Annotated in this window: 26 protein-coding genes and 2 riboswitches; of the genes, 6 read left to right on the plus strand and 20 right to left on the minus strand. The window is 36.1% G+C overall.

Features of this window, described 5'->3' with window-relative positions; genetic code table 11:
• Together BK580_RS15835 and BK580_RS23930 are read right to left on the minus strand one after the other, a co-directional pair.
• Window positions 1-765, minus strand: coding sequence for a hypothetical protein (locus tag BK580_RS15835; protein ID WP_078381279.1), 765 nt, complete (start codon window positions 763-765; stop codon window positions 1-3).
• 183 nt (window positions 766-948) lie between these two features.
• A complete protein-coding gene (locus tag BK580_RS23930; protein ID WP_235864057.1) occupies window positions 949-1,071 on the minus strand; it encodes a DUF6254 family protein in 123 nt (40 codons plus the stop codon).
• A gap of 146 nt (window positions 1,072-1,217) precedes the next feature.
• Here BK580_RS23930 and BK580_RS15840 point away from each other — a divergent pair, with 146 nt between their 5' ends.
• Entirely contained in the window at window positions 1,218-1,835 is a 618-nt protein-coding gene (locus BK580_RS15840) for a CPBP family intramembrane glutamic endopeptidase (RefSeq protein WP_078381280.1), read from the plus strand.
• 65 nt (window positions 1,836-1,900) lie between these two features.
• On the opposite strand, the gene BK580_RS15845 is transcribed toward BK580_RS15840, so the two are convergent.
• The 5 genes from BK580_RS15845 to BK580_RS15865 all read right to left on the minus strand — a co-directional run bounded on the left by BK580_RS15845 (window position 1,901) and on the right by BK580_RS15865 (window position 7,333).
• Window positions 1,901-2,395, minus strand: a complete 495-nt coding sequence (locus BK580_RS15845) for a LiaI-LiaF-like domain-containing protein (protein WP_078381281.1) — start codon at window positions 2,393-2,395, stop codon at window positions 1,901-1,903.
• A 40-nt stretch (window positions 2,396-2,435) separates the two neighbouring features.
• The gene (locus BK580_RS15850) at window positions 2,436-3,458 is read right to left on the minus strand and encodes a YkvI family membrane protein (protein ID WP_078381282.1); all 1,023 of its coding nucleotides are present in this window, start codon (window positions 3,456-3,458) and stop codon (window positions 2,436-2,438) included.
• 216 nt (window positions 3,459-3,674) lie between these two features.
• Window positions 3,675-4,886, minus strand: a complete 1,212-nt coding sequence (locus BK580_RS15855; RefSeq protein ID WP_078381283.1) for a homoserine dehydrogenase — start codon at window positions 4,884-4,886, stop codon at window positions 3,675-3,677.
• Complete coding sequence (gene metX / locus BK580_RS15860) at window positions 4,874-5,983, minus strand: homoserine O-acetyltransferase MetX (protein WP_078381284.1); 1,110 nt, start codon at window positions 5,981-5,983, stop codon at window positions 4,874-4,876. The genes BK580_RS15855 and metX overlap by 13 nt, the downstream gene beginning before the upstream one ends.
• Window positions 5,984-6,016: 33 nt before the next feature.
• The gene (locus BK580_RS15865; protein WP_078381285.1) at window positions 6,017-7,333 is read right to left on the minus strand and encodes an O-acetylhomoserine aminocarboxypropyltransferase/cysteine synthase family protein; all 1,317 of its coding nucleotides are present in this window, start codon (window positions 7,331-7,333) and stop codon (window positions 6,017-6,019) included.
• Window positions 7,334-7,403: 70 nt separating this feature from the next.
• A riboswitch (SAM riboswitch) is annotated at window positions 7,404-7,515 on the minus strand.
• A gap of 186 nt (window positions 7,516-7,701) precedes the next feature.
• A riboswitch (SAM riboswitch) is annotated at window positions 7,702-7,806 on the minus strand.
• 332 nt (window positions 7,807-8,138) lie between these two features.
• On the opposite strand from BK580_RS15865, the gene BK580_RS15870 reads away from it, so the two are divergent.
• On the plus strand, window positions 8,139-10,259 hold the full coding sequence (locus BK580_RS15870; RefSeq protein ID WP_078381286.1) for an ATP-dependent Clp protease ATP-binding subunit: 2,121 nt from the start codon (window positions 8,139-8,141) through the stop codon (window positions 10,257-10,259).
• Window positions 10,260-10,332: 73 nt separating this feature from the next.
• On the opposite strand, the gene BK580_RS15875 is transcribed toward BK580_RS15870, so the two are convergent.
• The 5 genes from BK580_RS15875 to BK580_RS15895 all read right to left on the minus strand — a co-directional run bounded on the left by BK580_RS15875 (window position 10,333) and on the right by BK580_RS15895 (window position 16,330).
• The gene (locus BK580_RS15875) at window positions 10,333-11,187 is read right to left on the minus strand and encodes a hypothetical protein (RefSeq protein WP_078381287.1); all 855 of its coding nucleotides are present in this window, start codon (window positions 11,185-11,187) and stop codon (window positions 10,333-10,335) included.
• Window positions 11,188-11,264: 77 nt separating this feature from the next.
• On the minus strand, window positions 11,265-12,158 hold the full coding sequence (locus tag BK580_RS15880) for a polysaccharide deacetylase family protein (protein WP_078381288.1): 894 nt from the start codon (window positions 12,156-12,158) through the stop codon (window positions 11,265-11,267).
• 145 nt (window positions 12,159-12,303) lie between these two features.
• Complete coding sequence (locus BK580_RS15885; RefSeq protein ID WP_078381289.1) at window positions 12,304-13,794, minus strand: UDP-N-acetylmuramoyl-L-alanyl-D-glutamate--2,6-diaminopimelate ligase; 1,491 nt, start codon at window positions 13,792-13,794, stop codon at window positions 12,304-12,306.
• Between the two features lie 266 nt (window positions 13,795-14,060).
• On the minus strand, window positions 14,061-15,755 hold the full coding sequence (locus BK580_RS15890) for a M3 family oligoendopeptidase (RefSeq protein ID WP_078381290.1): 1,695 nt from the start codon (window positions 15,753-15,755) through the stop codon (window positions 14,061-14,063).
• 113 nt (window positions 15,756-15,868) lie between these two features.
• A complete protein-coding gene (locus BK580_RS15895; protein WP_139364918.1) occupies window positions 15,869-16,330 on the minus strand; it encodes a MarR family winged helix-turn-helix transcriptional regulator in 462 nt (153 codons plus the stop codon).
• A gap of 280 nt (window positions 16,331-16,610) precedes the next feature.
• Between BK580_RS15895 and BK580_RS15900 the strand changes: the two genes are divergently transcribed.
• Complete coding sequence (locus tag BK580_RS15900) at window positions 16,611-17,342, plus strand: ZIP family metal transporter (RefSeq protein WP_078382799.1); 732 nt, start codon at window positions 16,611-16,613, stop codon at window positions 17,340-17,342.
• On the opposite strand, the gene BK580_RS15905 is transcribed toward BK580_RS15900, so the two are convergent.
• Window positions 17,339-17,545 carry an aspartyl-phosphate phosphatase Spo0E family protein gene (locus BK580_RS15905; RefSeq protein WP_078381292.1) on the minus strand — a complete coding sequence of 69 codons (207 nt, stop codon included), beginning with the start codon at window positions 17,543-17,545 and terminating at the stop codon, window positions 17,339-17,341. The two genes, BK580_RS15900 and BK580_RS15905, sit on opposite strands and share 4 nt — an antisense overlap.
• Before the next feature lie 177 nt (window positions 17,546-17,722).
• Between BK580_RS15905 and BK580_RS24165 the strand changes: the two genes are divergently transcribed.
• Window positions 17,723-18,046, plus strand: a complete 324-nt coding sequence (locus BK580_RS24165) for a YkvA family protein (RefSeq protein WP_078381293.1) — start codon at window positions 17,723-17,725, stop codon at window positions 18,044-18,046.
• Window positions 18,043-18,810 carry a divergent polysaccharide deacetylase family protein gene (locus tag BK580_RS15915; RefSeq protein ID WP_078381294.1) on the plus strand — a complete coding sequence of 256 codons (768 nt, stop codon included), beginning with the start codon at window positions 18,043-18,045 and terminating at the stop codon, window positions 18,808-18,810. Before BK580_RS24165 ends, BK580_RS15915 begins: the two co-directional genes overlap by 4 nt.
• Window positions 18,811-18,887: 77 nt before the next feature.
• Here the strand turns inward: BK580_RS15915 and cbpA are convergent, their stop codons facing one another.
• The 4 genes from cbpA to BK580_RS15935 form a co-directional block, all read right to left on the minus strand.
• Window positions 18,888-19,526: a cyclic di-AMP binding protein CbpA gene (gene cbpA / locus BK580_RS15920; RefSeq protein ID WP_078381295.1), complete on the minus strand. Its 639-nt coding sequence runs from the start codon at window positions 19,524-19,526 to the stop codon at window positions 18,888-18,890.
• Window positions 19,527-19,629: 103 nt separating this feature from the next.
• On the minus strand, window positions 19,630-20,967 hold the full coding sequence (locus BK580_RS15925) for a CoA-disulfide reductase (protein WP_078381296.1): 1,338 nt from the start codon (window positions 20,965-20,967) through the stop codon (window positions 19,630-19,632).
• Between the two features lie 199 nt (window positions 20,968-21,166).
• The gene (locus BK580_RS15930) at window positions 21,167-22,009 is read right to left on the minus strand and encodes an aldo/keto reductase (RefSeq protein WP_078381297.1); all 843 of its coding nucleotides are present in this window, start codon (window positions 22,007-22,009) and stop codon (window positions 21,167-21,169) included.
• 38 nt (window positions 22,010-22,047) lie between these two features.
• Window positions 22,048-23,280 (minus strand): MFS transporter, encoded by a 1,233-nt coding sequence (locus tag BK580_RS15935; protein ID WP_078381298.1) that lies wholly within the window; start codon window positions 23,278-23,280, stop codon window positions 22,048-22,050.
• A gap of 202 nt (window positions 23,281-23,482) precedes the next feature.
• On the opposite strand from BK580_RS15935, the gene BK580_RS15940 reads away from it, so the two are divergent.
• Complete coding sequence (locus tag BK580_RS15940) at window positions 23,483-23,863, plus strand: winged helix-turn-helix transcriptional regulator (RefSeq protein WP_078381299.1); 381 nt, start codon at window positions 23,483-23,485, stop codon at window positions 23,861-23,863.
• 69 nt (window positions 23,864-23,932) lie between these two features.
• Here the strand turns inward: BK580_RS15940 and BK580_RS15945 are convergent, their stop codons facing one another.
• Genes BK580_RS15945 through BK580_RS15955 form a run of 3 tightly spaced genes read right to left on the minus strand, consistent with a single transcriptional unit; the run spans window position 23,933 to window position 25,796 of the window.
• Window positions 23,933-24,466: a 1,2-dihydroxy-3-keto-5-methylthiopentene dioxygenase gene (locus BK580_RS15945; RefSeq protein ID WP_078381300.1), complete on the minus strand. Its 534-nt coding sequence runs from the start codon at window positions 24,464-24,466 to the stop codon at window positions 23,933-23,935.
• A 38-nt stretch (window positions 24,467-24,504) separates the two neighbouring features.
• Window positions 24,505-25,152: a methylthioribulose 1-phosphate dehydratase gene (locus BK580_RS15950; RefSeq protein ID WP_078381301.1), complete on the minus strand. Its 648-nt coding sequence runs from the start codon at window positions 25,150-25,152 to the stop codon at window positions 24,505-24,507.
• Window positions 25,149-25,796, minus strand: a complete 648-nt coding sequence (locus tag BK580_RS15955; RefSeq protein ID WP_235864126.1) for a 2-hydroxy-3-keto-5-methylthiopentenyl-1-phosphate phosphatase — start codon at window positions 25,794-25,796, stop codon at window positions 25,149-25,151. Before BK580_RS15955 ends, BK580_RS15950 begins: the two co-directional genes overlap by 4 nt.
• Window positions 25,797-25,801 lie beyond the last annotated feature (5 nt).

The raw sequence follows: 25,801 nt of genomic DNA on the forward strand, positions 1-25,801 counted from the left end.
CTATATCGGCATTTTAAACTCCAATGCCTGATACTTTTTCTTTAACTCCCGAGTCATATATCTGTCAATTAATTTATTGATTTCTACTGCACTAATATAGGAATCATAAGCAGCAAAACAATAAACAGAAGGTATAAACAAAAGCCATTGAGGTACTAGAACATCTCTTGCCTCTTGGAAATCTCCTATTAATGTATAATGAATAGCTGGAAAAACATTTGCCTGATAGGTAATGATGAGCCAACACGTTAAAATAAAGGCAACAGATAATATCCTTGTAACATAAAGGCTCCCAAGCCCTGGGGTTAGGAGAGACCAAAAAAGCGCCAATATTGGTCTTTTCTTTTCTAGCAAGTTTATTTCAAGTGAATTAGTGTTTTTTATTAAAATGGGGAAATCCTCTCGATTTGCCATCATAAAATACTTATTCATTTCTATTGTAAGTCTGTAACTATCCCAAATTGAAAATACGTACATGCATACATAAAGTATAATCCAACGTTGGTCCAAGACTTCACTCGCCTGACTAAATTGACCAATCATGGTTAAATAAATCGCTTCATTTAAATGAGCAGCATTATTCATTACAACTTCCCAAGTAATCAATATAAAGGCGGTTATATACTTAGATAACATAAAATGACCAAATCCTGGGAAAGCAGCCGCCCACCATGCCACCACAAAGGGTTTTCGATAATGAAGAATGCTTGTAGTTATTGGACTAATAATGGCAGTATACCGCTTTTTTTCATATGGCTTTTCCAACAAGCATTCTCCTCTTTCTCTGTAATATCTTCCCATAGTATGCTTTGAAAAAGCTTTATATATGCAAAAAGCAAGGGGTTTCCTCTAAAAAGATTTATTTAAAATACATCTATAAAAAATAAGAAAAACACTTTCCTGTTTGTTGGAAAGTGCTTAATGCAAACTTATAATTCGTCATAATACCTATTCTTTATTTTTACCAGCTTCTTCAGCTAATTGATCAAAACTCTTCACTTTACCATGTTCATTTTGAGATTGTTTTCTTACTTTTCTTTGTCTTTCTTGCTGACTCTTTGATTGTGTCATCTATATACTCCTTTCAACTAAACTTATCTTTATCTTTTGTTAATCCAACAGGTATTATTCGTTTTTCCTAGTATCAATCTGCTACAATTATCATAAAGCTTTTAGTTTGAAGACTTTGTGAAAATGTCAAAAAGGAACGTGTTTAAATGAAAATGAAACAGCTAAGTAAAATGCTATGTGTATGGCTTCTTGCCAATTTGATGATTGGAGTTAGCTTTCAATTTTCTTTATATTTCTGGATACTCTTCCCCCTATCATTAAGTATCCTTATCTACATTAGTATAAAAAGTAACTGTCTAAAAGTAGCCGACCACTCCTTAAAAACAATACATATTTTTTACGGTTTACTTTCTGGTTCCTTACTTTATTGTGTATTTCTTGTTGCCTATCTTTTACTGAAGCTTTTAAACCTACCACTTCTTGAACAGGTTCAAGAGTTATATAGCATCGTTGGACCAACTCAGTGGTGGCACTACTTATTAATCCTGATCATCATCATTCCCGGTGAAGAAATATTTTGGAGAGGCTATATCCAATCTCAAATGGTGCACGTTTTTCATGGAGCAAAGGGGATCGTTCTTGCAGCTTGCTTTTACGCCATTGCTCATATTTGGACTGGAAATCTCATGTTAGTGGCGGCGGCAGCAACAGCGGGAATGGTTTGGGGGGCGTTATATGAGTGGAAGAAATCTTTACCTTTAGTAATTATTTCTCACTTAGCCTTCGATCTTTGGTTACTTATGCTATTTCCACTCAACTTTTAAACTTTATTTTGCTTCCATTAAGACTCTTTATATTTAGAGGTTCTAGTAAGATAAGGGAAGAGGAGTTATGCCCCTTCCCTTCTATTTTTACCAATTAATAAGTATAGACCTACCACAATTAAAATTAATGGCCATAGATGTTGTATTGGAAAAGCGATAAATTGTTCTATTATAAAGAATACTCCAAGTACCGTTAAGATCAATACTGGGATTAATAAACCAACTTCTCTCGTACCAAAAAACCAAAGTTCAAATAAACCAAATGCGACAGCAAACAAATAAATCGGCCATGTTGCGTGGCTATACGACCAACTAGTTGCAATTTCAAAAAAGAATAAAAGTCCAATAATAACAAGGATTCCACCAGGTACAAGTAGACCAGCCATACTTTTTTGGGCTCCACTTAAAAAGAAAGATAAATGAAAAATAATACCTGGAACTAAAATGAATAATGGCCAAAAATGGCCCCACGAAATGACAAACACACCTAATGTCTGTAACAAAAAGACAATTCCCATGAAAATTAATAACAACCCACTAAATACCTTTCCTTTTTCCATATAGCCACCTCAACTTTTTTGCTTAGCTTTTACTCGTGTTTTATTTTCTCACAATTAAGAGTATTAAGAAAGCAATACTTACATAACCAAACAATGGATATAAGTGCTCGATAAGACTACCATAGCCAATTTGGCTGATCATATAAATTATTGTGATAAGAACAATCGTAATTAGATACCGAGGTACATTCCACATGCTTTCAAGCTGTCTTTGCAACCCGAAAATATCACTAACAACGGATGTAAATATTTCTCCGTATATCACAAATACATAAATACCAAAAAAAGAGATCATACTTAGCTTTACGACCTCCGCCATTGGTATTTCAAACGACTGAAAGTTCGGAAGTGATGCGATAGAGATGTGGCATGTTAATAAAATAAAACATAAAATCAGACCACCAATAAGGCCACCTCGTTTTATGACCCAATCATCCTTTATCTCTGTAGCTAAAGGAACTAACACTGGCTGAGCCATGGCTAAATTAAATGCCACGTAAGTAATCGGAGATATCCATCCTTTCCACGCATCTTGTTGAGGAGATAAAGCTAAAAAGCTTAAACCATGATCGACTAAAGCATTCCCTGCAATAATCATACTAAAGACAACCATAACAGGGACCACTATAACATTTATACCCACCAACCCTTTAACTCCAAAAAACACTACGAGAACTGCTAATCCAATCGTTAAAATCAGACCTAGCTGAAAGGGCCATCCTAACTGTTCTTCAAAAACCGCACCTGCACCTGAAAGCATCACTGCTCCAACGCAGATTAAAATAACTAACATAAATAAATTAACAACTGTGCCTGTTGCTACTCCAAATAAATATTCATTAAACTCCTTATAAGAGGTTGCTTGAATTCGTTTAGCTACTAACATCATTTTCGTCCCAAGCCAAATAAATAAAAATCCACTAATTAGAATAGAAAAAAAACCTATCCAACCATATTGAGTAAAAAACTGGACTATTTCTTTTCCGGTTGCAAAACCTGCACCTACTATTGTTCCTACGTAAACTGCACCTATTTGACACGCCCCGAGCCAGCTCCTATTCAATCGCGCCCCACCCTTTACCCGTCTTATTAAGCGCTCATCTTCAATAAAACATAAAATGAAAAAACCTGCTTGTCACATGTATATGAGACAAGCAGGAAGGAAAGACGAGTTTTTTAGAACAAAAGCGCCAGCGCCTCGTTCAGCTTACGGCTTGCATAAGGCAGTTTCTGGTGGAGGAATGCCTAGAATGAAATCATTTTCCTATAATTCGGATAATCATACTGATACTGTAGCAACTTTGGATTCATATGGTCCTTTTAAAGCGTAATATTCTATATCTGGATAGGCAGATTGAAAGGACGCAATAACCTCATCCTTACTCTCCACAACTACCGCCTTTTTATGGATGCGATCAACAACATGGATCGTTTCTTGAAATGCAACTAACTGATACGTGTCGCAAAATAGCACCCATTTTGCAGAAGTTTCACTACTATCTGTCCATTCTTTAAAACTTGGTTCTACTATTGATGTTCGATTTAATTGAATTAAATCTTCTAGCACCGCACTTGCAGTAGGAAACATTCCTGCCCCAGGTCCTTGCAATTGGATATTTCCAAGCAAATCCGTTGCAATGGAAACACTATTCTGAACGCCTTCTACTTGATAAAAAGGATGCTCTTCAGTAACTAGAACAGGTTCAACTTTACAATGCACCTCTTCGCCCTGTTTAAAGAGAGAAACAATATGCTTGAATCTTAAACCAGCTGATTCGGCAATTTCTATTTGCATAGCAAGTATGTTTGTTATCCCCTTTCTTTTTACCTCCTCAACAGAAGGTTGCTTTTGAAAAATTAATTGGCTTAATACCATCCCTTTATAAAAAGCATCGTATCCTTGAATATCATTCGTCGGATCTGCCTCAGCATATCCGTGCTCTTTCGCTAATTGGAGTGTTTCTTCAAACGAAGTACCTTCTATCCTCATGTTAGATAAGATAAAATTGGATGTACCGTTGAGAATCGCCTCCACTTTCAAAATATGATTTACTTGAAGCAGCTGTTTTATGGTTTGAATTACAGGTACGCCACCAGCAACGGTTGCTTCAAATCCAATCGAGACGCCTTTTTTCTTTGCCTGGCTTTGAAGCTCACTACCGTGAAAAGCAAACATTTCTTTATTAGCAGTAATGACATGACAGCCCTTTTCGATCGCTATTTTCAAATAAGAGAAGCCAGGTTCTTTTCCCACAATGGCATCAATCACAATATGGAGATTAGGAATACGTGTAATCTCATCAAAATTAGTTGTGAATAATACTTCTTTACTAGGAATTATATGTTTTGTTTTATCTTGAACAAGGATTGCTACCACTTTTACTGGCTTTCCTAAGAGCTGCTGCAAACGCTCCTGATGTGATTCGATGGTTTTATATACACCTTTCCCAACTGTTCCATATCCCAAAAGGGCAATGTTTATGCTAGACATATGTTTGCTTCCTTTCTTTCATTCTTTTCTATCAAATCCTTCACCTCATGAGCCCATTTTTCAAATTCTACTAAAAACCCATCATGGCCAAATTCCGTTATGACCTCTAAGTAAGTGGCTTTTTTGCTTTTCATTCTTAATTCATTAACTGTTTCACGAATCATGTTAGGAGGATAGAGCAAATCCTTTGAAAAACCAATCATACAAATCTCTGCCTCTATTTTTTGTAATGCTTGTTGCCAGCCATCCCGCTTCCAGCCAATATCAAATTGATCCATTGCTTGTAGTAAACAAAGATAGCTGTTAGCATCAAAACGACGAGTGAACTTCTCTCCTTGATATTTCATATAAGAATCTACTTGATACTCAATTGTTGGATTAGTGGTGAGTTGCTCTTTCCTCTCTCTGCAAAACCGGCGATTAAATAGTGTTTCAGATCGGTAGGTGACCAAACCTACCATTCGCGCTATTTCAAGTCCTTTTATCTCTGTACTATCCTGATAATAGCCATTCTTCCAATGAGGATCTGATGTTATTGCTTTCCTCCCAATACAATTAAACGCAAGCGCATAGTCGGTAAAATAAGGAGTAACGGCCATAGGTACAAGCATATCAGCGAAAGAAGGATAAAGAATACCCCATTCCAATACCTGCATTCCTCCAAGTGAGCCACCGATAATCGCTTTTGCCTTATTAATTTTTAACTTCCTTAATGCTTGGTAGTGAGAATGTACGATATCTCTTATGGTTACAGTTGGAAAATCCCCACGGTATTTCTCTCCAGTTAAAGGATTAATAGTGGTGGGACCAGTTGACCCCGCACATCCACCAAGAACATTCATGGTAAAAACTTGGTATTTGTTTGTATCAATGTATAAATCAGGCCCAATAAAAGAGCTCCACCACCCCTTTAATTCCTCCGTACCTACTGCAAACTGATTACCTGTTAACGCATGACAGACGATGATGGTTTCTCCTTCTAGGTTCCCTACTCGCTCGTAAGCTATTTCAACATCTTCCAGTACTTCCCCATTTTCTAGTGGAAACCTTCCAATGGAAACTTTATCAGCTTTTCGTTTATATAAGTTTTCACTCACTAGCTTTCAGCTCTCTTCTATAAATTTCAAAGACTAAACACTTCCGACTTTCAAAGACTTCCCTGTTGCAGTAAAAAGTGCTTGATCCAGTTCATTTTTCAAATCATTTATTGATTCAATTCCAACAGATAATCGAATCAAGTCTTCCGTTACTCCTGTTTTCTTCAAAGCTTCACTCGTTAATTGTTGGTGAGTGGTTGATGCAGGGTGGATAATTAAAGACTTAGCATCTCCAACATTTGCAACATGTGACCAAAGCTTTATGTTATCAATTAGCTTTCTACCAGCATCTTTTCCACCCTTTATGCCAAAATTAACGATTGATCCATAACCGTCTCTAAGATATTTTTTCGCTAAATTGTGCGCTGGGTGACTCGGAAGACTTGGATGAGAAACCCATTCTACCGCAGGATGATCCTGTAAGAATTCTGCTAACTCGATGGCATTTTCATTATGTTTCTCCACTCTTAAATGAAGCGTTTCTAATCCTTGCAGAAGTAAGAAGGCACTTTGCGGACTTAGGCAAGCTCCAAAATCTCTAAGTAACTGTACTCTTAGCTTTATGGCATACGCAAGATTACCAAAAGTATCTGCGTAGTTAATCCCGTTATAGCTCTCATCAGGTTCGGTTAATCCCGGAAATTTCGGATTCTTCCAATTGAATGTTCCCCCATCCACGACAATCCCTCCAATCGTGGTCCCGTGTCCACCAATCCATTTTGTTGCTGAATGAACTACAATGTCTGCCCCCCACTTGATCGGATTACTTAAGTAAGGAGAAGCAAAAGTGTTATCGATAATTAAAGGAATATCGTTATCATGAGCTACCTTAGCAACAGCTTCTACATCTAATACATGTAAGCTTGGATTCCCAATAATTTCTCCAAATAATGCCTTTGTTTTTGGAGTAATTGCTGCCCTGAAATTTTCGGGATCCGTTCCATCTACAAATTTCACATTAATCCCATACTTAGGTAGAGTGACGGCAAACAGGTTATAGGTACCACCATACAACTTACTATCTGCAATAATCTCATCCCCTGCATGGGCAATATTTAGTATTGCAAAAACAATTGCTGCCATGCCAGAACTAGTAGCAACCGCTGCTACACCACCCTCCAACAGAGCTATTCTTTTTTCTAGCACATCCACCGTCGGGTTCATAATTCGAGTATAGATATTTCCAAACTCATTTAATCCAAACAAGTTTTGCGCATGCTCTGTATTGTCAAAAACATAAGAAGTAGTTTGATAAATCGGAACCGCACGACACCCAGTAGTTGGATCTGGACTCTGTCCTCCATGTAATAATAGCGTTTCTAAACCATAGGATTCATTTACATTTGTCATGTTTATTTCCTCCATTTTTTTATTTTCAACAACAAAAATCCCCCTTCATAAGAAGAGGGATATCTACCTCCTCTTATCTCCCAGGCTGCTTTCACCTGCAGGAATTAGCACCTTTTCAAGCAAAATACTTGATGGTTGCCGGACTTCATAGGGCCTGATCCCTCGGTCACTCTCGATAAGAGATATTCAATTTGTTGTGATTCATTAAACATACATTTGAAGAAGATATACTTCACCTTATTAATTCTTAAAAGCGATTATTCCTATAAAAAATAATCCTCCTTTACAAAAAGAGCAAAAATCAACTTTAACTAAGTCAAATATAAAAAGCCCCTTCGATAAGAAGAGGCGATAGAATCGTTTTCCTCTTCTTATCTCTCAGATTAAAAAATCTGCAGAAATTAGCACCTTTTCAAAACATTGAAGGTTGCCGGGCTTCTTAGGGTCTGTCCCTCCGCCACTCTAAATAAGAAGTACTGCTATTCTGTTAAAGTCAGGTTGATGCTTTTTGTCATTATGCAACACAAAATTGAAGAAGTCAATGGATATTTCGGAATATACAGAATCATTTTATCGAATTCCAAAAATTACATCTAAGCAAAGTACTTGAAAGTCAAAAAAGGTCAAAGTATACTAAAAGCAAACCTTAAAGGTCAAAGATAGTCAAAGTTGATTTTTATTAAGTTGCTCTTCCCTTTAGATTGTAGTTGAAGGTATGAGACTCCTGCAACGGAGATCATCAGGGAGTTTAACAGGCAACCTACCTATTTTCAGAGTAGCCAAAATATTAAGGAGGTAGCAAAGTATGAAATGTCAAAAATGCGAGCAAAACCAAGCGACCATTCACGTTAAATTCCAATTTAATTCTGAACAAAAACAACTTATCCTATGCTCTTCCTGTTTCGAAGAAGAAAGAGCAAAATTACAAACACCAAACAGTTTCTTCCCGAACTTTTCTAATCATATTCCTTTTGAAGGAACAGGTCATCCTTTTACAAACAATGAACAAACAAGTCCACTTCAAACTTCTCGTAAGGGCGGTGGAATCCTAGATGAGTTAGCAAAGAATGTAACAAACATTGCCAAAGCTGGCTTGATTGATCCTGTCATTGGAAGAGAAAAAGAAATTAAAAGAGTCATTGAAATTTTAAATAGACGCAACAAAAACAATCCAGTACTGATTGGCGAACCTGGAGTAGGAAAGACTGCTATTGTAGAAGGCCTTGCATTAAAGATTACAGAAGGCGATGTTCCAGCAAAATTACGCAATAAAGAAATTTACTTGCTCGATGTCGCATCGCTCGTTGCCAACACTGGAATCCGTGGGCAATTTGAAGAGAGATTAAAACAAATAATAGCAGAATTACAAGCTAGAAAAAATGTTATTTTGTTCGTAGATGAACTACATTTAATCGTCGGCGCTGGATCTGCAGAAGGCTCCATGGACGCAGGAAACATTTTAAAACCAGCTTTAGCACGAGGAGAATTACAACTTGTAGGTGCAACTACCTTAAAAGAATATCGACAAATAGAAAAAGATGCTGCTTTAGAGCGACGCTTCCAACCTGTCATGGTAAAAGAACCAACACCGGAAAAAGCACTGGAAATCATAAAAGGGATCCAATCAAAATACGAGGATTTCCATCAAGTTGCCTACACAAAGGAAGCAATCCAAGCTTGTGTTCAGTTATCTCATCGCTATATTCAAGATCGTTTCTTACCAGACAAAGCCATTGATCTTTTAGATGAAGCTGGTTCAAAAAAGAATCTACTTATCGATGCAGTCGATTTAGAGACTATTAACGTTCGATTAGCTGAGATCGAACGAGAAAAACAAACTGCACTAAAAGAAGAAAAATATGAAATTGCTGCAAAATTACGTGATGAAGAAGTAAATTTAGAAGCCAAACGCAATAATCAAACACAAGAAAAAGCTACGGTTACTTTGGAAGATATTCAAGCAATTATGGAAGAAAAAACAGGAATTCCTGTCGGAAAGCTTCAACAGGATGAACAAGAAAAGCTTCGTAACTTAGAAGAAAATTTGAATAAACAAGTTATCGGTCAAAAGGAAGCAGTTAAAAAAATAGCTAAGGCAATTCGAAGAAGTAGAGCAGGTTTAAAAAGAAAAGAACGACCTATAGGTTCCTTCTTATTTGTAGGACCGACTGGGGTTGGGAAAACCGAGCTTACTAAATCTTTAGCAGAAGAATTATTTGGTACCAAGGATTCCTTCATCCGCTTTGACATGAGTGAATATATGGAGAAGCATTCAATCTCCAAGCTTATCGGCTCCCCTCCAGGTTATGTTGGTCATGAAGAAGCAGGACAGTTAACCGAAAAAGTACGCAGAAATCCTTATAGCATCATATTACTTGATGAGATGGAGAAAGCCCATCCTGATGTTCTTCACCTCTTCCTGCAAGTGATGGAAGACGGTCGCTTGACAGATAGCCAGGGGAGAACCGTAAGCTTTAAGGACACTGTTATTATCATGACTAGTAATGCTGGAGTAACAGATAAGAAAATCACGGTAGGTTTCGAAAAACAAGAGGATCGTTCACAAAGCTCCATTCTGGAGTCTCTATCCTCATACTTCAAACCAGAATTCTTGAATCGCTTTGATACCATTATTGAATTTGAAAAACTAGAGAAGGAACATTTATTGTTAATTGTTGATAATATGCTTAATGAACTTTCTGAAATGTTACAGGATGAACGAAATCTTACGTTAAAGATAACTACAGAAGCAAAAGAAAAATTAGCAGAACTCGGCTATCATCCGGCTTTTGGAGCAAGACCTTTACGACGGGTTATCCAAGAACAGGTGGAAGATCTTATTACTGACCTATTACTTGAACACAACAATCCTATATCCATCTTGATAGATGTAGAAAAGGACGTTATTATTGTAAAAGTTCAATAATTCATTCCAAGGGTTTGGCATCTCAAAGTATGCAAAAGATAGTTCTTTTGTTTACTTTGTAGGTGACAAACCTCTATTTTTTCATCTGAATAATTCGAAATCCACGGCTCTTAAACTCTGGCACACGGACCTTTATACTTTTTACTGGTTTTCGATAGGAATGCTGTTGATGTAGAATAATTACAGCTCCTGCTTTTGAATGTAGTAAGGTTTCTCTAATATATTGATGCATTTCCACTGTTTTTAGCCGAGTTTGTAAGAATAAATTCCCCTTTTTCTCTTCCATCACTTTATTTATTTTCTTATCTTTTTTTAAAGAAATTTTAAGTTCAGGATTTTTTTCTGAAAGTTTGTCTATCTTTTGTTGTTGTACTATTGCTTTATTTATGTTTTCTGCTGCTTCCTTTCCGTTCACCGCAAGTGATAGTTCATGAAGATTATTACTACTTGCTTGCTTCTTTGTTTCTTTAGTGAACAAATTGGAGGTTATTGACATGTACGAACCTTCACTTCGCCATACACCTTTTGAGTTTATTGAGAAAGGAAAATTCTCTTGATTTTCTTTCATGTAAATAATTCGATTTTGCTCCTCCTCCTTTTTCGTTCTTGCCTCTTCCCCATCTAATGTAATCGCAATCACACGATTTTTTTTATCGGAACGAGCAGTTACTTGGGTGATCTTTTTTTCCCAATTGTGAGGAAGTTTATATGTTTCAATGAGATACTTCCTTAATTCATATTCAGATTCAATCTGCTGCCGATTATTGAGATCCAATAGATGATCTAGCTTAATTGGTTTTGTTAACGGCTCGCTGACAATAGGGTCTGTCATATTCACTTTTGCTTTTTCTATTTTAGTTTTTGCCTGACAAGCGGAAACGTTAAATAATAATACAATCGAAAATAAAAGATGAAAAAAACAGGTCACGATACATCCCTCCCACAGTTATCGTGACCTGCATTAATACAAATATGTATATGTAACTAAACTGTAATGTAAGAATCCTATTCCAATTCGTATTCGTGTAAATGAACAAAACTGAATCCTTGTTCCAATAGAGTTAAGATGGCTGACTTAACTCCTTCTGCAGTCTCGCTGTTAGGCTGATTCATATGAAGAATAATAATGGATCCTGCGGTTGCTAGAAGCATCGATTCCTCCACTTGTTCTTTAGTGAAAGTAGCTCCGCCATCTCCAATTACATCAAAATTCACAATCTCTACCCCTAAATCTTCTGCCATTTGGACGGATACATCATCGTAAAAAGCAGTGCCTGATCTAAAAAAACGAGGTTGTTTCCCTGTCAATGTTAATATCTTTTCTTGATTATCAGTTATTTCGTCTACAATTTCGCTTTTAGTAGAAGTGCTTGCTATCCCCCAAGCAGACTTAGGAACAGTAGATAACGGTCGATGCTCTGTACCATGATTTTCTATTTCAAATAAAGGATTACTTGCTAATTCCATAAATGCTTCCTTCTGCACTTCAATCCAACGAGCATTTATAAAAAGGTTTGCTTTAATTTTATTTTCAAGTAAAAAATCCATTAAAGCATAATCATATCCACTTCCATTTTCTCCGCCACACGCATCTAAAGTAAGTGCTATTACTTTATCATTTGTTTTCATTCTTGTTTTAACCCCAGAAACATATTCACCAAATTCAACTGATTCGCCATAATCCTGATTTAAAACGGTATCTTTTCGCATGTTTAAATCTTCCAATATAATATTTTTCTTTTCCTCTTCCGGTGAAATAAGAGGTGCATCTTGCTCTGTTTGTATAATTGTTTGCCCCTCTTTATCTAGTACATTTTCTTCAGTTGTGGCTACTTCTTGATTCATACAACCAGCCAATACGAATAATAAAAATAAAACGATCCCTATCCTTTTCCCCATTAATTGGACATCCTTTTCATGTTTCGACATTTTTCTTCTCAATAAAAGAAGTGATTTTTTATACAAAAAAAACTGATCTAAGTGCACCATAACTTCAAAATAAGAAGTCGTTAAACACACGTAGATCAGCCTTATTCATTATCATCTATGTTGTAGGAATACTTTCTGTAAGTGGATAAGCTTTCACTGCACGTATTGCAACTTCTCCATCATTAAATGGCACAGATTCTGTTCCGATTAATTGATAATCCTCATGTCCTTTACCAGCAATTAAGATTACATCTTCTTCACCAGCTAATTGGATTGCTCGGAATATTGCTTGCTCGCGATCACCGATACATTCAAAATTTTCATGAACGGCTCCCGAAGCCAAACCTTGGACGATTTCATCAAATGGTTCATCTAAAGGATTATCTGTTGTGAAAATCACATAATCTGACTTCTCTGTTGCAACTCTTCCCATTTTTGGTCGTTTATCTTTATCTCTATTCCCACCTGTACCTATAATAGAAATTACCCTATTTTTAGAAAACATTCTAATACTATCAAGGACTTTACCAATAGCATCTTCGGTATGTGCATAATCAATTATCACATTTCTCTTATCTCCTGTTTGCAAGGTTTCCATGCGACCGCTTGGTGGTGTTGTTTCACTCAAGTGTTGTAAAATTCGTTCAAACGGCATTCCTTTATCCCAAAGAACACAAATGACAGAAAGAATATTGTACACATTAAATTCCCCTACAAACGGTACCTCTAATTCATAAACGCCAAAATTAGTATGTAAGGTAAATGCGGTCTTGTTTTCAAAAAACTGCAGATTTGTTGCTCTGAAATCGGCATCATTTTTTATCCCATAAGAAATAATTCTGGCACTTGTCATACTAATATAATCATTCGATGCCTCATCATCCATATTCAAAATGGCTGCTTTATCCTTTCGGAGGTCTTGCCCTAATTGAGCAAAAAGTAATCCTTTTGCATTTTTATAGTGCTCCATTGTGCCATGGAAATCTAAATGATCCTGTGTTAAATTGGTAAATACGCCATTTTGAAACTCCACGCCTGCTAGCCTTCCAAGTAAAAGCCCATGAGAGGATACTTCCATTACGACATCTGTGACTCCTGCATCCACCATATCCTTTAACATTCTTTGCGTCGTTAATACATCACTCGTAGTATTTTTACTTTTGAACTTTTCACCATCTATGTCAATTTCAATGGTCCCACTTAGACCTGTTTTATAGCCTTCTTTTCTCATTACATTATTAATGACACTTGTTACAGTCGTCTTCCCGTTCGTACCTGTGACTCCAACGATACGTAACTTAGTTGACGGATACTCAAAAAATGCATTCGCAAGTTGACCGATAGCACGCTCCGTATCCCTGACTTGTACGTAACAAATGTCTTCATGTAATACATCAGGTAATTCCTGAACAACAATTACTTTCGCACCTCTCTCTATAGCAGAGGGGATATAGCGATGTCCATCAACCGTATAACCTTTTATACAAACAAAAACAGCGTCAACTGTTACAAGTCTGGAATCAGAAAAAATATTGGAAATGGAGATAGGGAATTCCCCGTAAATTTTTTGTGTTTGTACATTTGAAAACAATACTTTTGTATTCATAGGGTCACTTCCTTTTCTGATACTAAATTTAACTTTAAGAACGAATTTATTAGCTTTAAAAGTCGTTATTAACTAGTATCTTCAATCAATTTATTATGTATTTTACCGAATATTGTAAAATGATATTTCGGGATAAAAAAACTGTATTGATAAACTATATATCTCCTATTCTACAAAAGTAAAGGAAAAAGTGAAAGTAGAATCTTGACCGAATTTGTTACTTAAAGTTAGAAAAAGCTGTCGAATGGAATCGACAGCTCTCACTATTAAAGTACTTTATCGTTTACATTGTTTAAATATGCTTCGATTTCATCTACTACAGACTCTACACACCCTGCTTCAAAAGGAGAACGAAGATTAGCAAACTTTACTAATTCGATAAATGATTTGCTTCCACCTTGCTTGCATAGCTCTAAATAGGATTTCCATGCATTTTCTTGATTCTCTTGAGAAAGCTTCCAGTATTGAAGTGCACAAATTTGTGCCAGTGTATAGTCAATATAATAGAATGGAGAACGATAAATATGGCCTTGTCTTTGCCAGAAACCACCAGCTTCTAAATAGGTATTTCCATCATAGTCGCGCTTAGGCATGTACTTTAGTTCGATTTCTCTCCATGCTTTATTTCTTTCTGCTGGAGTTATATCTGGATTTTCATAAACGAAATGCTGGAATTCATCTACTGCCACTCCATATGGCAAGAATGAGATTGCACCACTTAAGTGAGAGAACTTATACTTCTCTGTATCTTCTTGGAAGAATAATTCCATCCAAGGCCATGTAAAGAATTCCATACTCATAGAATGAATTTCACACGCTTCATAGGTTGGCCAATTATATTCTGGAACATCAAAATCTCGGCTCATATATACTTGGAATGCATGACCTGCTTCATGTGTAAGAACATCAATATCTCCACTAGTACCGTTAAAATTCGAGAAAATATACGGTGTTTTATAGTTTGGAATGTATGTACAATACCCACCAGCTTCTTTCCCTTTTTTGGCAACAAGATCCATTAAATTTTTATCAATCATAAATTGGAAAAATTCTTTGGTCTCTGGTGAGAGCTCTTCATACATAGTTTTCCCGTTTTCAATAATCCATTCTGGTGATCCTTTTGGTGTAGCATTACCTGTTTTGAATTTAAAACCTTCATCATAATATTTTAATTCAGGAACATCAATTCGCTCCTGTTGTTTTTTCTTTAGCTTTTCAACAAGCGGTACAATATATTCTTTTACTTGATCACGGAATTTTGCCACCATTTCCGCATCATAATCAGTGCGGGTCATTCTTGCATAACCTAGTTCAACAAAGTTTTTGTATCCAAGTTTATGGGCAATCTTAGTACGTAGCTTTACTAACTGATCAAATATGTCGTCAAACTCTTCTTTATTTTCATTGAAGAATCCAAATTTCGCTTCACTTGATTGTTTACGTACATCCCTATCCGTAGATTCCGTATAGGGGTCTAACTGGGCTAGTGTTAATTCTTCACCATTAAAGTTGATTTTAGCAGAAGCTACTAATTTTGAATATTTCGTCGATAACTTATTTTCTTGCTGCAGGTCTTCAATAATGGAGTCATCAAAAGTTTTTAATTCGCAATCTGCTAGTGCAAATAGCTGACTTCCCCATTTTTCTTCTAATTGTGCACGGAATGGCGATTTTACTAGAACTTTATAATACTTCGTGTCTAAAGCTTTCGTTAAAGGCTCGATTTCATCAAGAAAATCTTGTTCTTCTTTATAAAATTCATCATTCGTATCAATCGAGTGGCGAATATAAACTAAATTAAAATCAGAGCTTAGAGTATTTCGTATCTCATTAATTTCTCTTATCGCTTGTTCTTGTTCCTCTAACGAAATCGCCGCTTCAAAATTACCCAAAGCCGCGTTATATTTACTTTCTACCTCAGCCATATTCGGTCGTGTATATGCGAAATCTTCAAATCTCATCTCAAACGTCCCCTTTACATACAATATTCAACTTATACATTTCTACACAAATTGTCATATTCCTGCCAGTGCCTGGCCCCAAAACCGCAAAAACAGAAAAAAACTGACAAATGTCAGTTTTTTTCTGTTTTTGCGGCAAAATGACCTAGTTTTTTTATAAGGTCTATTGCTTGTTTTTTTTCTTCTGTTGTTAGACCGTCTAGGAGTTGATGGATGTTTTCTTCGTGCTGTGGAAAAATATCCTGCAAGAGTTTTTTCCCTTCCTCTGTGATTTGAGCGTAGGTTACTCTGCGGTCCTTTGCACATGCTTTACGAATGAGTAATCCTTTTCCTTCTAGCTTATCTACAACGTACGTGATACTACCACTGGCAAGTAATATTTTCCCTCCAATTTGTTGGAGAGGCTGATCCCCTTTATGATAAAGCAGCTCCAATACCGCAAATTCAGTTGGATTTAAATCAAATCGCTGAATGGAATGGTTTGCTTTATCATTAATTGCACGAAATGCTCTGGAAAGTACAATAAATAATTTTAATGATGCATCTAAGTCATTTCTATTAGCCATGCTTGTCATTCCTTTTTTTATATCTTGAATTAAGACTAATGGTATAGGATATTTAAGTTTTCGTCAATGTAATTTGAAAAAATTGTAATTCTCAAACATAAGTACCAACTGCTTTCTATTACTATGTAATCTTTTTTACTGCTAGATTGGGTATATAACATAACAATCGTTACCTTGCTCTTATGGTTAAAGCAAGTAACCGTTTATAGAAAAATCCTATACCATTTGAAATATTTAGCTTGCTAAATAGGAATGCTACAAATACATATCTCCTGAGAGGAAAAATATGATGAATGAAGTGTTAACTGGAAGTATCTTAGCTGCAATGTCTACTGGTGTTGGAGCATTGCCAATACTCTTTCTAAAAAATACACTAACACATCGCTGGAAGGACATCTTATTAGCTTTTACTGCTGGTATTATGATGGCAGCAGTTACCTTAAGTTTAATTCCTGAAGCATTAAGTTATGGCGGGGTACTTCAATTATCGATTGGGTTATTATTAGGAGTTTTTACCCTTACATTGCTCGAAACAACAATTCCACATATAGATCTAGAACATACTCTAAAAGGAATTGAATTTGACCAAAAAGCGATGCTCATTATTGCCGCTATCACTTTACACAATATTCCCGAGGGTTTATCTGTAGGAGTTAGTTATGCATCTGATGCTGAAGGTACGGGTAATTTAATTGCATTTGCAATCGGTTTACAGAACGCTCCAGAAGGCTTTTTAGTAGCGCTCTTTTTAATCAATCAAAAAATCAATCGTATAAGGGCATTCTTCGTTGCTACGTTAACAGGAATAGTTGAGATACCTATGGCTTTATTAGGTTACTACCTAACGTCTATTGTCTCTACGTTAGTTCCTTATGGTTTAGCCTTTGCTGCTGGTGCCATGCTTTACATTATCTACAAAGAACTTATACCCGAAAGCCACGGAGATGGTCACGAAACCACTTCTACTTATTCGTTTATTATCGGCCTTTTGTTCATGATTTTCTTAATTCAAATCTTTTAGCCACTTCCTGAATGAAGTGGTTTTTTTAAGGTTCTTTTTTGGTAAATTATCTCTTGGTATTCGTATATAAGCTTGTCTAAGTCTTGGCTGCACTTAATTGTTTGTTCACTTATATAGCCCGTTTTGTTGGCTAAAACAATCATAGAGGCTCTTTTTTCTTTTATCAAAAGTAAAAGATTCTCTACATGCCCTTCATATGACAATATAATTCGCTCCTTTTATCTCTCAAACTCTCCATTACGAATTATCACAAAAATAACTAATAATGTAAACAGAATCGCAATATTAGACAAATTTCTCGATATTTTTTTTCCATTCGCATGAATAGTAGGAAATAACACAAAATAAATGTAATGAAAAATAAAAGTGAGCTGTAGAAAATGATCAAAAAATCAAGATCGAAGTCAAAACGAGGTATCCCCGGATTTTATGAAGCATGGACAGAAATACGTATCCTAGTTAATTTAGCCTCCGACTGGAAAAAACGGGAATATAAAGATTTATCCAGGTTCTCGATTTTCCTTATTTTTTTGACGATCCTGTATTTCTTCTTCCCTTTCGATATCATCCCGGATTTTTTATTAGGTATAGGATATCTTGACGACGCAGTGGTAGTAAGTTTTCTTTATTTCTTATTAGGAAAAGAAATAGAGAAATACAAAGCATGGAAAGAAACTCGAGTAAAGAATGAGGTGTTAAGATGAAATACTTAATTCTAGTTTTAATTGGTGTTAATGTTTTTTTTCACTCCTTGCATGCATTTGCTGAGGAAAAATCCGATAAAAAAGTCGCTATTGTCATTGATGATTTCGGAAATAATATGAAAGGAACAGAGGAAATTCTTCATCTACCAGTAAAACTAACCATTGCCGTAATGCCATTTCTTTCAACTACAAAGGAAGATGCAGTACTTGCACATAAATTAGGACATGAAGTTATTCTCCACCTTCCTATGGAACCGATAAAAGGCAAAAAAAGTTGGCTTGGTCCCGGTGCTATAACAACAGATTTATCTAATGAAGAAATTGCCAAGCGTGTAAATGATGCGATCGATGCTGTTCCGTATGCAGTTGGGATAAATAATCATATGGGGTCAAAGGCTACTGCGGATGAGCGAGTGATGAAAATAATCTTAGGTATTTGCAAAGAAAGACAGCTCTATTATCTTGATAGTAAGACTTCTAAAAAGAGTGTTGTTTCAGAAATTGCGAGTGAGCTTGGAGTCCCATTTTTAGAAAACGAACTTTTTTTTGATGAGGTTTACACAACAAACCACATTGTTAAACAAACAAATCAGCTAATTAGAAAAATCGATTTTGATGACAGTATTATTGCCATTGGGCATGTCGGAATAGCTGGTGAAAAAACAGCAAGCGTCCTCAAGCAATATATTCCCAGGTTAAAGCAAAAAGCAGAGCCTGTTACCTTGTCTACTCTTCTAGTAGAAAAAGAATTAATAACACCTTAATATCAAAAAAAGAGCATTTTCCCAAAGTTTGGAGAATGCTCTTCTTTTTTTGTTAATAAGTATATAATGAACTTCTTTTATTTTTCGACCTCAATTTGGTCCACATGAGTCACACGAAATTCTTTTTCTTCTAGCTTTTTGACTAGTTTCTTTAATTTTTCCTCAGGAAGCTCTGAAGGTAGGTTAACAATTATTCTGCGCAAATACTTTTCACCATTATCTAACGTTAACATACCATCTATATTAATATCCTTTAACATAGATACTAAATCTTTAATTGCCCCTTTATGCTCTATCGTAGCAATAGTTAATGTGTAACCACCCGTTTTCATCCCGAAAGAATCTGCTAATACATCCATCACATTTGCATGTGTGAGGATGCCTAAGAATTCCTCTTCTTCATTTAAAACCGCGATAAAAGGAAGACGCTTAATCGTAAAAAACGCTTTGAAAAATGAATCTTCTTCATAAATATACGCATCTTTATTCTTGATTAAGTTTTCAACGGAATCTTCTTCTGACCCTTTACCTTCATATAAATAATCAAGTAAATGTACTTTATAAACTAAACCAACAAAGGTGCGTCCATTGTTTATTAAAATCGGGATACATCGATAACCTGTTTCTTTAATTTTCTCATAAGCTTGTTTAACCGTATAGGTCGGTTCACAATATTGAACATCTTGTTTCGACACAAAATTATAGCGTACTTTCATCTTCTCACTCCTCCATTAATCCTCGGTGTTTATGTATAAAACTATTATTACAGTATCATATCCACTAAACAAGGTAAAGAAAATTCGCAATATTTACACATCGTTATTTTGCCGCATTTGCTGCTATTTGAACGGCGTCCCATACCGTCGCATATGGAGGTGCATAGCATAAATCAAGCATCCCCAATTGCTCTGTTGTTAATCCACATGTTATAGCTGTAGCATAGATATCAATCCGTTTTGCAACTGTCTCATCTAATCCAACTATCTGTGCACTTAGTATTTTTTTTGTATCAGGTTCATAAACCAGCTTAATTTGAATTGGCTTGGCATCAGGGTAGTATGAGGCATGACTTTTTGTTTCCACCAACACCGTTTTCACCGTAAAATTTTCTTCCTTCGCTTCTTTTTCAGTAAGGCCGGTCATAGCTACTGTCCATTCCAATATTTTCACGACATTTGTTCCTAGGATCCCCGGAAATGAGCTCTCTTCACCCGCAATGTTGGCTGCTGCGATCCTTCCATGCTTATTGGCAGTCGTCCCAAGACCGATATTGACTGGTTTATTTAGTAGTAAATGATTACTTGTTGCACAGTCACCTACTGCATAAATAAAAGGAATAGTAGATTGTTGCTGCTGATTCACTATGATTGCACCATTATCTAACATTTCCAATCCTATATCCTTAAGGAATCCAGTATTCGGTTTATTTCCAATATTAACAATGACTGCATCTACCTCATAGCTTTCTTTATCTGTGATGACACTTGTCACTTTTCCTCCTGAAACTCTTAACTCTTTTACTTCTTCCTTAGTTAAAATATTCGCTCGTCCCTCAAGTGAATCTTCAATAATGCTAGCTATATCCCTATCATAATTTGGGAGAATATGAGGTTGTAATTCAATAACTGTTACTTCCTTTTCAAGCTCAATCATCGTTTCCACTAACTCCATTCCAATATAGCCGCCTCCAATTATGACTACTTTTCGGACAGATTTATCTTGGAAAAATTTTCGCATCTCCATTCCATCTCTAAGGGTTTTTAACGTAAATACATTGCTTGCTACTTTCGGAACAAATGGCGGAATAATGGGAGTAGAACCTGTTGCAATTACAAGTTTGTCGAAGCTAACATCTTGTTCTTCTTCTGTTTTAAGGTTCTTTACTTCTAGTTGCTTTTTATTAAGATTAACTCCCTTTACTTCATGATTGATATTAACTTGTATATTCCTTTTTTCAAAATCCTCTACTGTTCTTGCCAATAGATCTTCATGAGACGCAGTAACTCCTGATATGTAATACGGCAATCCACAAGCACCGTATGAAATATGTTCATCTTTTTCATAAACCGTAATCTTGATATCTTCCTTTAAACGTCGAAGCTTTGAAGCGGTACTCATCCCACCAGCTATTCCCCCAACAATCACAACATGTTCCATCAATATCCTCCTATATACACTATCTGTCATCTTTCATTATATTCCCTAATGGACTTAGAATTACTCATAAAAATGCGCAAGAAAAAAGGCATAATCCTCACGAAAAATGAGATTATGCCTCTTCATATTTTTTAAGCTCTATTAAACAACGCTGTACCTTAATAGAGTCGTGTGTCGTTGGTTCCTACTTAAGATATAATTAGAAATCGAAATTATCTGGATCTGGTCCAACGCGGTGATTTTGATTTAGGTTGTTAATTCGACTCATTTCTTCGTCTGTTAATTCAAAATCAAAGATCGAGGCATTTTCGACAATTCTATGTTCTTTTGTAGATTTAGGAATGGTAACCACTCCATTTTGGAGGTCCCATCTCAAAATAATTTGGGCAACAGATTTACCATAATTTTTGGCTATCTCCTGAAGCTCAAGGTTATCTAATAACTGCCCTTGCATTAATGGCGACCATGCTTCGAGCTGAATACCCTGTTCTTTGCAGAAAGACTGGAGTTCTCTTTGCGACAAGCGTGGGTGGTATTCCACTTGGTTTACCATTGGTTTTATTTCTGCATCCATCATCAATTCCTCTAGATGATGGATATGAAAATTGCTTACACCGATTGCTTTAACCCGCCCTTCTTTATATAGTGTTTCTAATGCTCTCCAAGCCTCTTTATATTTTCCTTCAACAGGCCAGTGAATTAAATATAGGTCAAGATACTCCAATCCAAGTTTTTCTAAGCTAGTTTCATAAGCATTGATAGTAGATTCATACCCAAGATCGGCATTCCATACCTTGGAAGTTACAAATAAGTCCTCTCTCAATATCCCTGCACTTTCTAACCCCGCTTGGATTCCTTTTCCAACTCCTTCTTCATTTTCATAAATCGCTGCTGTGTCGACACTACGATAGCCATGACGAATTGCTATTTTCACTGCATTTTCTAACTCCGGCCCTTCCTCTACTTTAAATACGCCAATTCCCATCCAAGGCATTTTCACACCATTATGCAAAGTTGTTGTTGCTTGTAAATGTTTTGTCATTTTCTTTCATCCTCCAAATAGTAAATTTAAAATAAGATTTATGATACGTTTTCTACACTTTTTTGGCTTGTTTTATATTGTGTGGTATGTGATTGATCCTTTCTTTCCAGAGCTCGACTCCATCCTGTGAGCAAGACCGCTCCAAACACCATTATCCCACCAATCCAGGCTGTATGAATTAACCCGATTGAGTCAGTAATCACACCACCTAAATAGGCACCGATTGCGATTCCGGCATTAAAGGCTGCAATATTAATGGCAGAAGCTACATCCACTGCACTAGGAACAAAACGCTCTGCAAGTATTACAACATATACTTGCAGACCAGGTACATTCATAAATGCAAAGAATCCCATTAGAAAAATAGTAATAAGTCCAGCTATTTTAAATGGTGCTGTAAATGTTAAAGTAAATAACACGATTGCCTGTACTGCAAACATATAAAATAGGGCCACAATCGGCTTGTGATTCGCAACCTTTCCACCAATAATGTTTCCTATTGCGATGGCAATACCATAAAAAAGCAAAATAATTACTACCGTTTCTGCCTTAAAGCCTGTTATATCTTGAAGTAATGGAGCTAAATAGGTAAAGACAACAAACGTTCCTCCATATCCTAATGCTGTGATCATAAATACTAAAAGTAAACGGCCATTCTTTAGCAGTTTCGCTTGATCACGAAAGGTTGTACGAACACCTTTTGGTAAGTCTGATGGGATAAGTATACTAATTGCAAGAAAAGCAATAATACCTATAGCAACAATTGCCCAAAAGGCAAGTCTCCAACCATATTGCTGCCCGATAAAAGTTCCAAATGGTACACCTGTTACTGTAGCAACAGTAAGTCCTGTAAACATAATGGAAATAGCACTTGCTCTGCGATTTTCGGGAACTAAATTAGCGGCAATGGTTGAACCAATGGACATGAATACACCATGTGATAAAGCAGAGATTACGCGAGCAAAAAGTAAGAGACCAATACCCGTTGCACTAGCAGCAATGCTATTCCCAATAATAAAAATGACCATAATCCATAGAAGTAATGATTTTCGAGACATCCTAGAAGTCACTGAAGTTAGGATAGGAGCACCAAACATTACTCCTAAAGCATATAAAGAAACGGTTAACCCCGCTGTCGTTACAGAAATTTCTAGATCTTGAGAGATCAACGGTAACAACCCTACACTAATAAATTCTGTAGTTCCAATAGCAAATGAGCTCACCGCTAACGCTAGTAACGCTAAGATGCTTCTTTTTTTATCTAATGTCATATTTCCCCCTCCTACAATAGTTTGTGGATAATGTTGCTATCATGTAGCAAAAAACTAGCTAAAATAAAAACTAGTGAATTTCAGCCGGCAAATGTTATTATGATACATAAGGATCAATTAGAGAAGAACGCACTTTAAAGTTCCGTAGGTACCAAAAGGTTCTATAGGAACTTTTTAGTACCTATAGAGAAGGAGAATAAGCATGCAAAAGACAAAAAAGAAATATAATATATCTGTGGAAGCAACACTCGAAGTTATTGGAGGAAAATGGAAATGTGTCATTCTTTGCCATCTCACTCATGGGAAAAAGCGCACAAGTGAACTAAAACGCTTAATGCCTGCCATTACACAAAAAATGCTCACACAACAATTACGTGAACTAGAAGAGGATGGTGTAATCAACCGAATTGTCTACAATCAAGTTCCTCCAAAAGTAGAATATGAACTAAGTGAATATGGTTTGAGCTTACAAGGGATTCTCGATTCCTTATGTGCATGGGGAGAAAAACATATTACAAAAGTATATGGAGATAAATTTGCTGTTTTAGAAGAGAGTATTTTGAATGATGGACTAAAAGAATAAGACAAAAGGGGCCAGGCACCAAATGGATAAATCACCCATTTGGTGCCTGGCCCCTAACAATCTTAAAAGTTAATTTTCCACTTTTTCATTTTCATAAATTGGTACCCAACCCTCTGTTGTTACGAATATACGAATGGCTACGACTTTTCTATCGTCCATTAACGTAAAGTAATGGCGAACATTTGGTGGCACAGAAATTAGGTCTCCTGGCTCTAATTCTACATCAAAGAAGTTTCCGTCCTTGCCTTGTATCACAAAAATGCCATGACCACTAACGATATATCGTACCTCGTCATCAGTATGATGGTGTTCTTTGTTGAAGTTTTTTAATAACTGTTCCAGATTAGGGGTAGTTTCTGATAAAGAGATAACATCTTGTGCCTGATAGCCGCGGCGTAAAGAGATATCTGAAATCTCCGCTTTGTAGACCTCTAAGATTTCCTCTTTATTTTCAGCTGTCAATGCATAGTTCTCTTGAAGATTAGCAGGTAGTTTTGTAGTATCCCATTTTTCATAAATAACCTCATTATTTGTTAAAAAAGTCTCTACATTTTCTTGAACACTAATTCTTTCCCCTGTTTCATGTAAACGTATTTCTGCCATTTAATTATTCCTCCTTTAGTTTAAATAGATATAAATTTTTAATTTACTTGTAACTTGGCTGATGTATTGAATTGGTTCCTAACACTTAAGAGCTTAAGATGATATGAGAATAAAAACTCCCAGGCTTCTAAGTATTTTTTCGCCTCAAAAGCGTTCTTTCCCCAAACAGTAATTCCATGGTTTCGAATTAGGACTGCACCTGCATCACGATGAACATATTTTGAAAATTCGTTTGCAAGTGTTGGAATATCTGCATGATTTTTAATAATCGGAATTCCTATCGTTGCATCTTCTTCCCAGACTCCAAATGCTTTAATAATCTCTTGTCCCGTAAAAGTTATTTCTTTCTGATCAGCGTATAATTCTGAAATGACATTATTATCAACTGTATGAACATGGAGGGAACAGCCTGCGTTTGAATTTTCATATACCCTTAAATGCAATAGTGTTTCAGCGGATGGTTTTAAATGAGTATTTTCTACAGCTTCTGCTTTATGATCTACCAGCAAGAAATCTTCAGAGGTTCTTTTGCGTTTATCCTTGCCACTTGCAGAAACGAAAAATGTTAAGGGTTCATCCGATACTTTGATCGAAAGATTCCCACTCGTTCCATAGAACCAATCTCTACTTGCTAGTTCTTCCTTTACATCAGCTAGTTCATTCCATCTTGTTAAGAAGACACTCATATTTGCACCTCCTGTTTTTCTAAAATTTTTATCACATCAAAGAAATTTTCAAATGAATCAAATGGAATTGAGTCCTCCAGACATTTTTCAATGAGAAAATCTCTCGCAATAACTTTGTCTGCCAGCTTAGCTGCTTGAAGATCAGTAATAGAATCACCAATTACAATCTTGTACGTTTCTTCATTAGCTAGTTTTCGAATGATGGAGGGCTTACAACATCCACAATCATTCACACATGCGTCGTCACATGAATGTGGCCAAAGAATAGTGATCGTATCTTTCGAAAAATCAGATTTATTGCAATACACAACATCTTCCGAAACAAAATCTTTCAACAAAGGCTCTACGAAGAAATCAATTCCCCCTGATACAATAAATAAAGGAATCTGTTGTTTTTTTGTATAGGCGACAAACTCTGCAAAGCCTTCTCTAATTTCTGCATGTTCCAATATATAAGAGGTGATGGCCTCTTTTTGATTAGAAGGTAGTAAGGAAAACATTTTCCCTACACCTTCGCGAATAGAAATCTCTTGGGTCAATACTTGGTTCTTTAACTTATCCCATTCTGCTGGAGCATATTTTTTCATGATGGCAATAATGTTATCACTATTCGTAATTGTTCCATCAAAGTCACAAAATATCATTGGTT

It is taken from the genome of Sutcliffiella halmapala (genome assembly GCF_002019665.1).
In the GTDB taxonomy this organism is placed as follows: domain Bacteria; phylum Bacillota; class Bacilli; order Bacillales; family Bacillaceae_I; genus Sutcliffiella_A; species Sutcliffiella_A halmapala.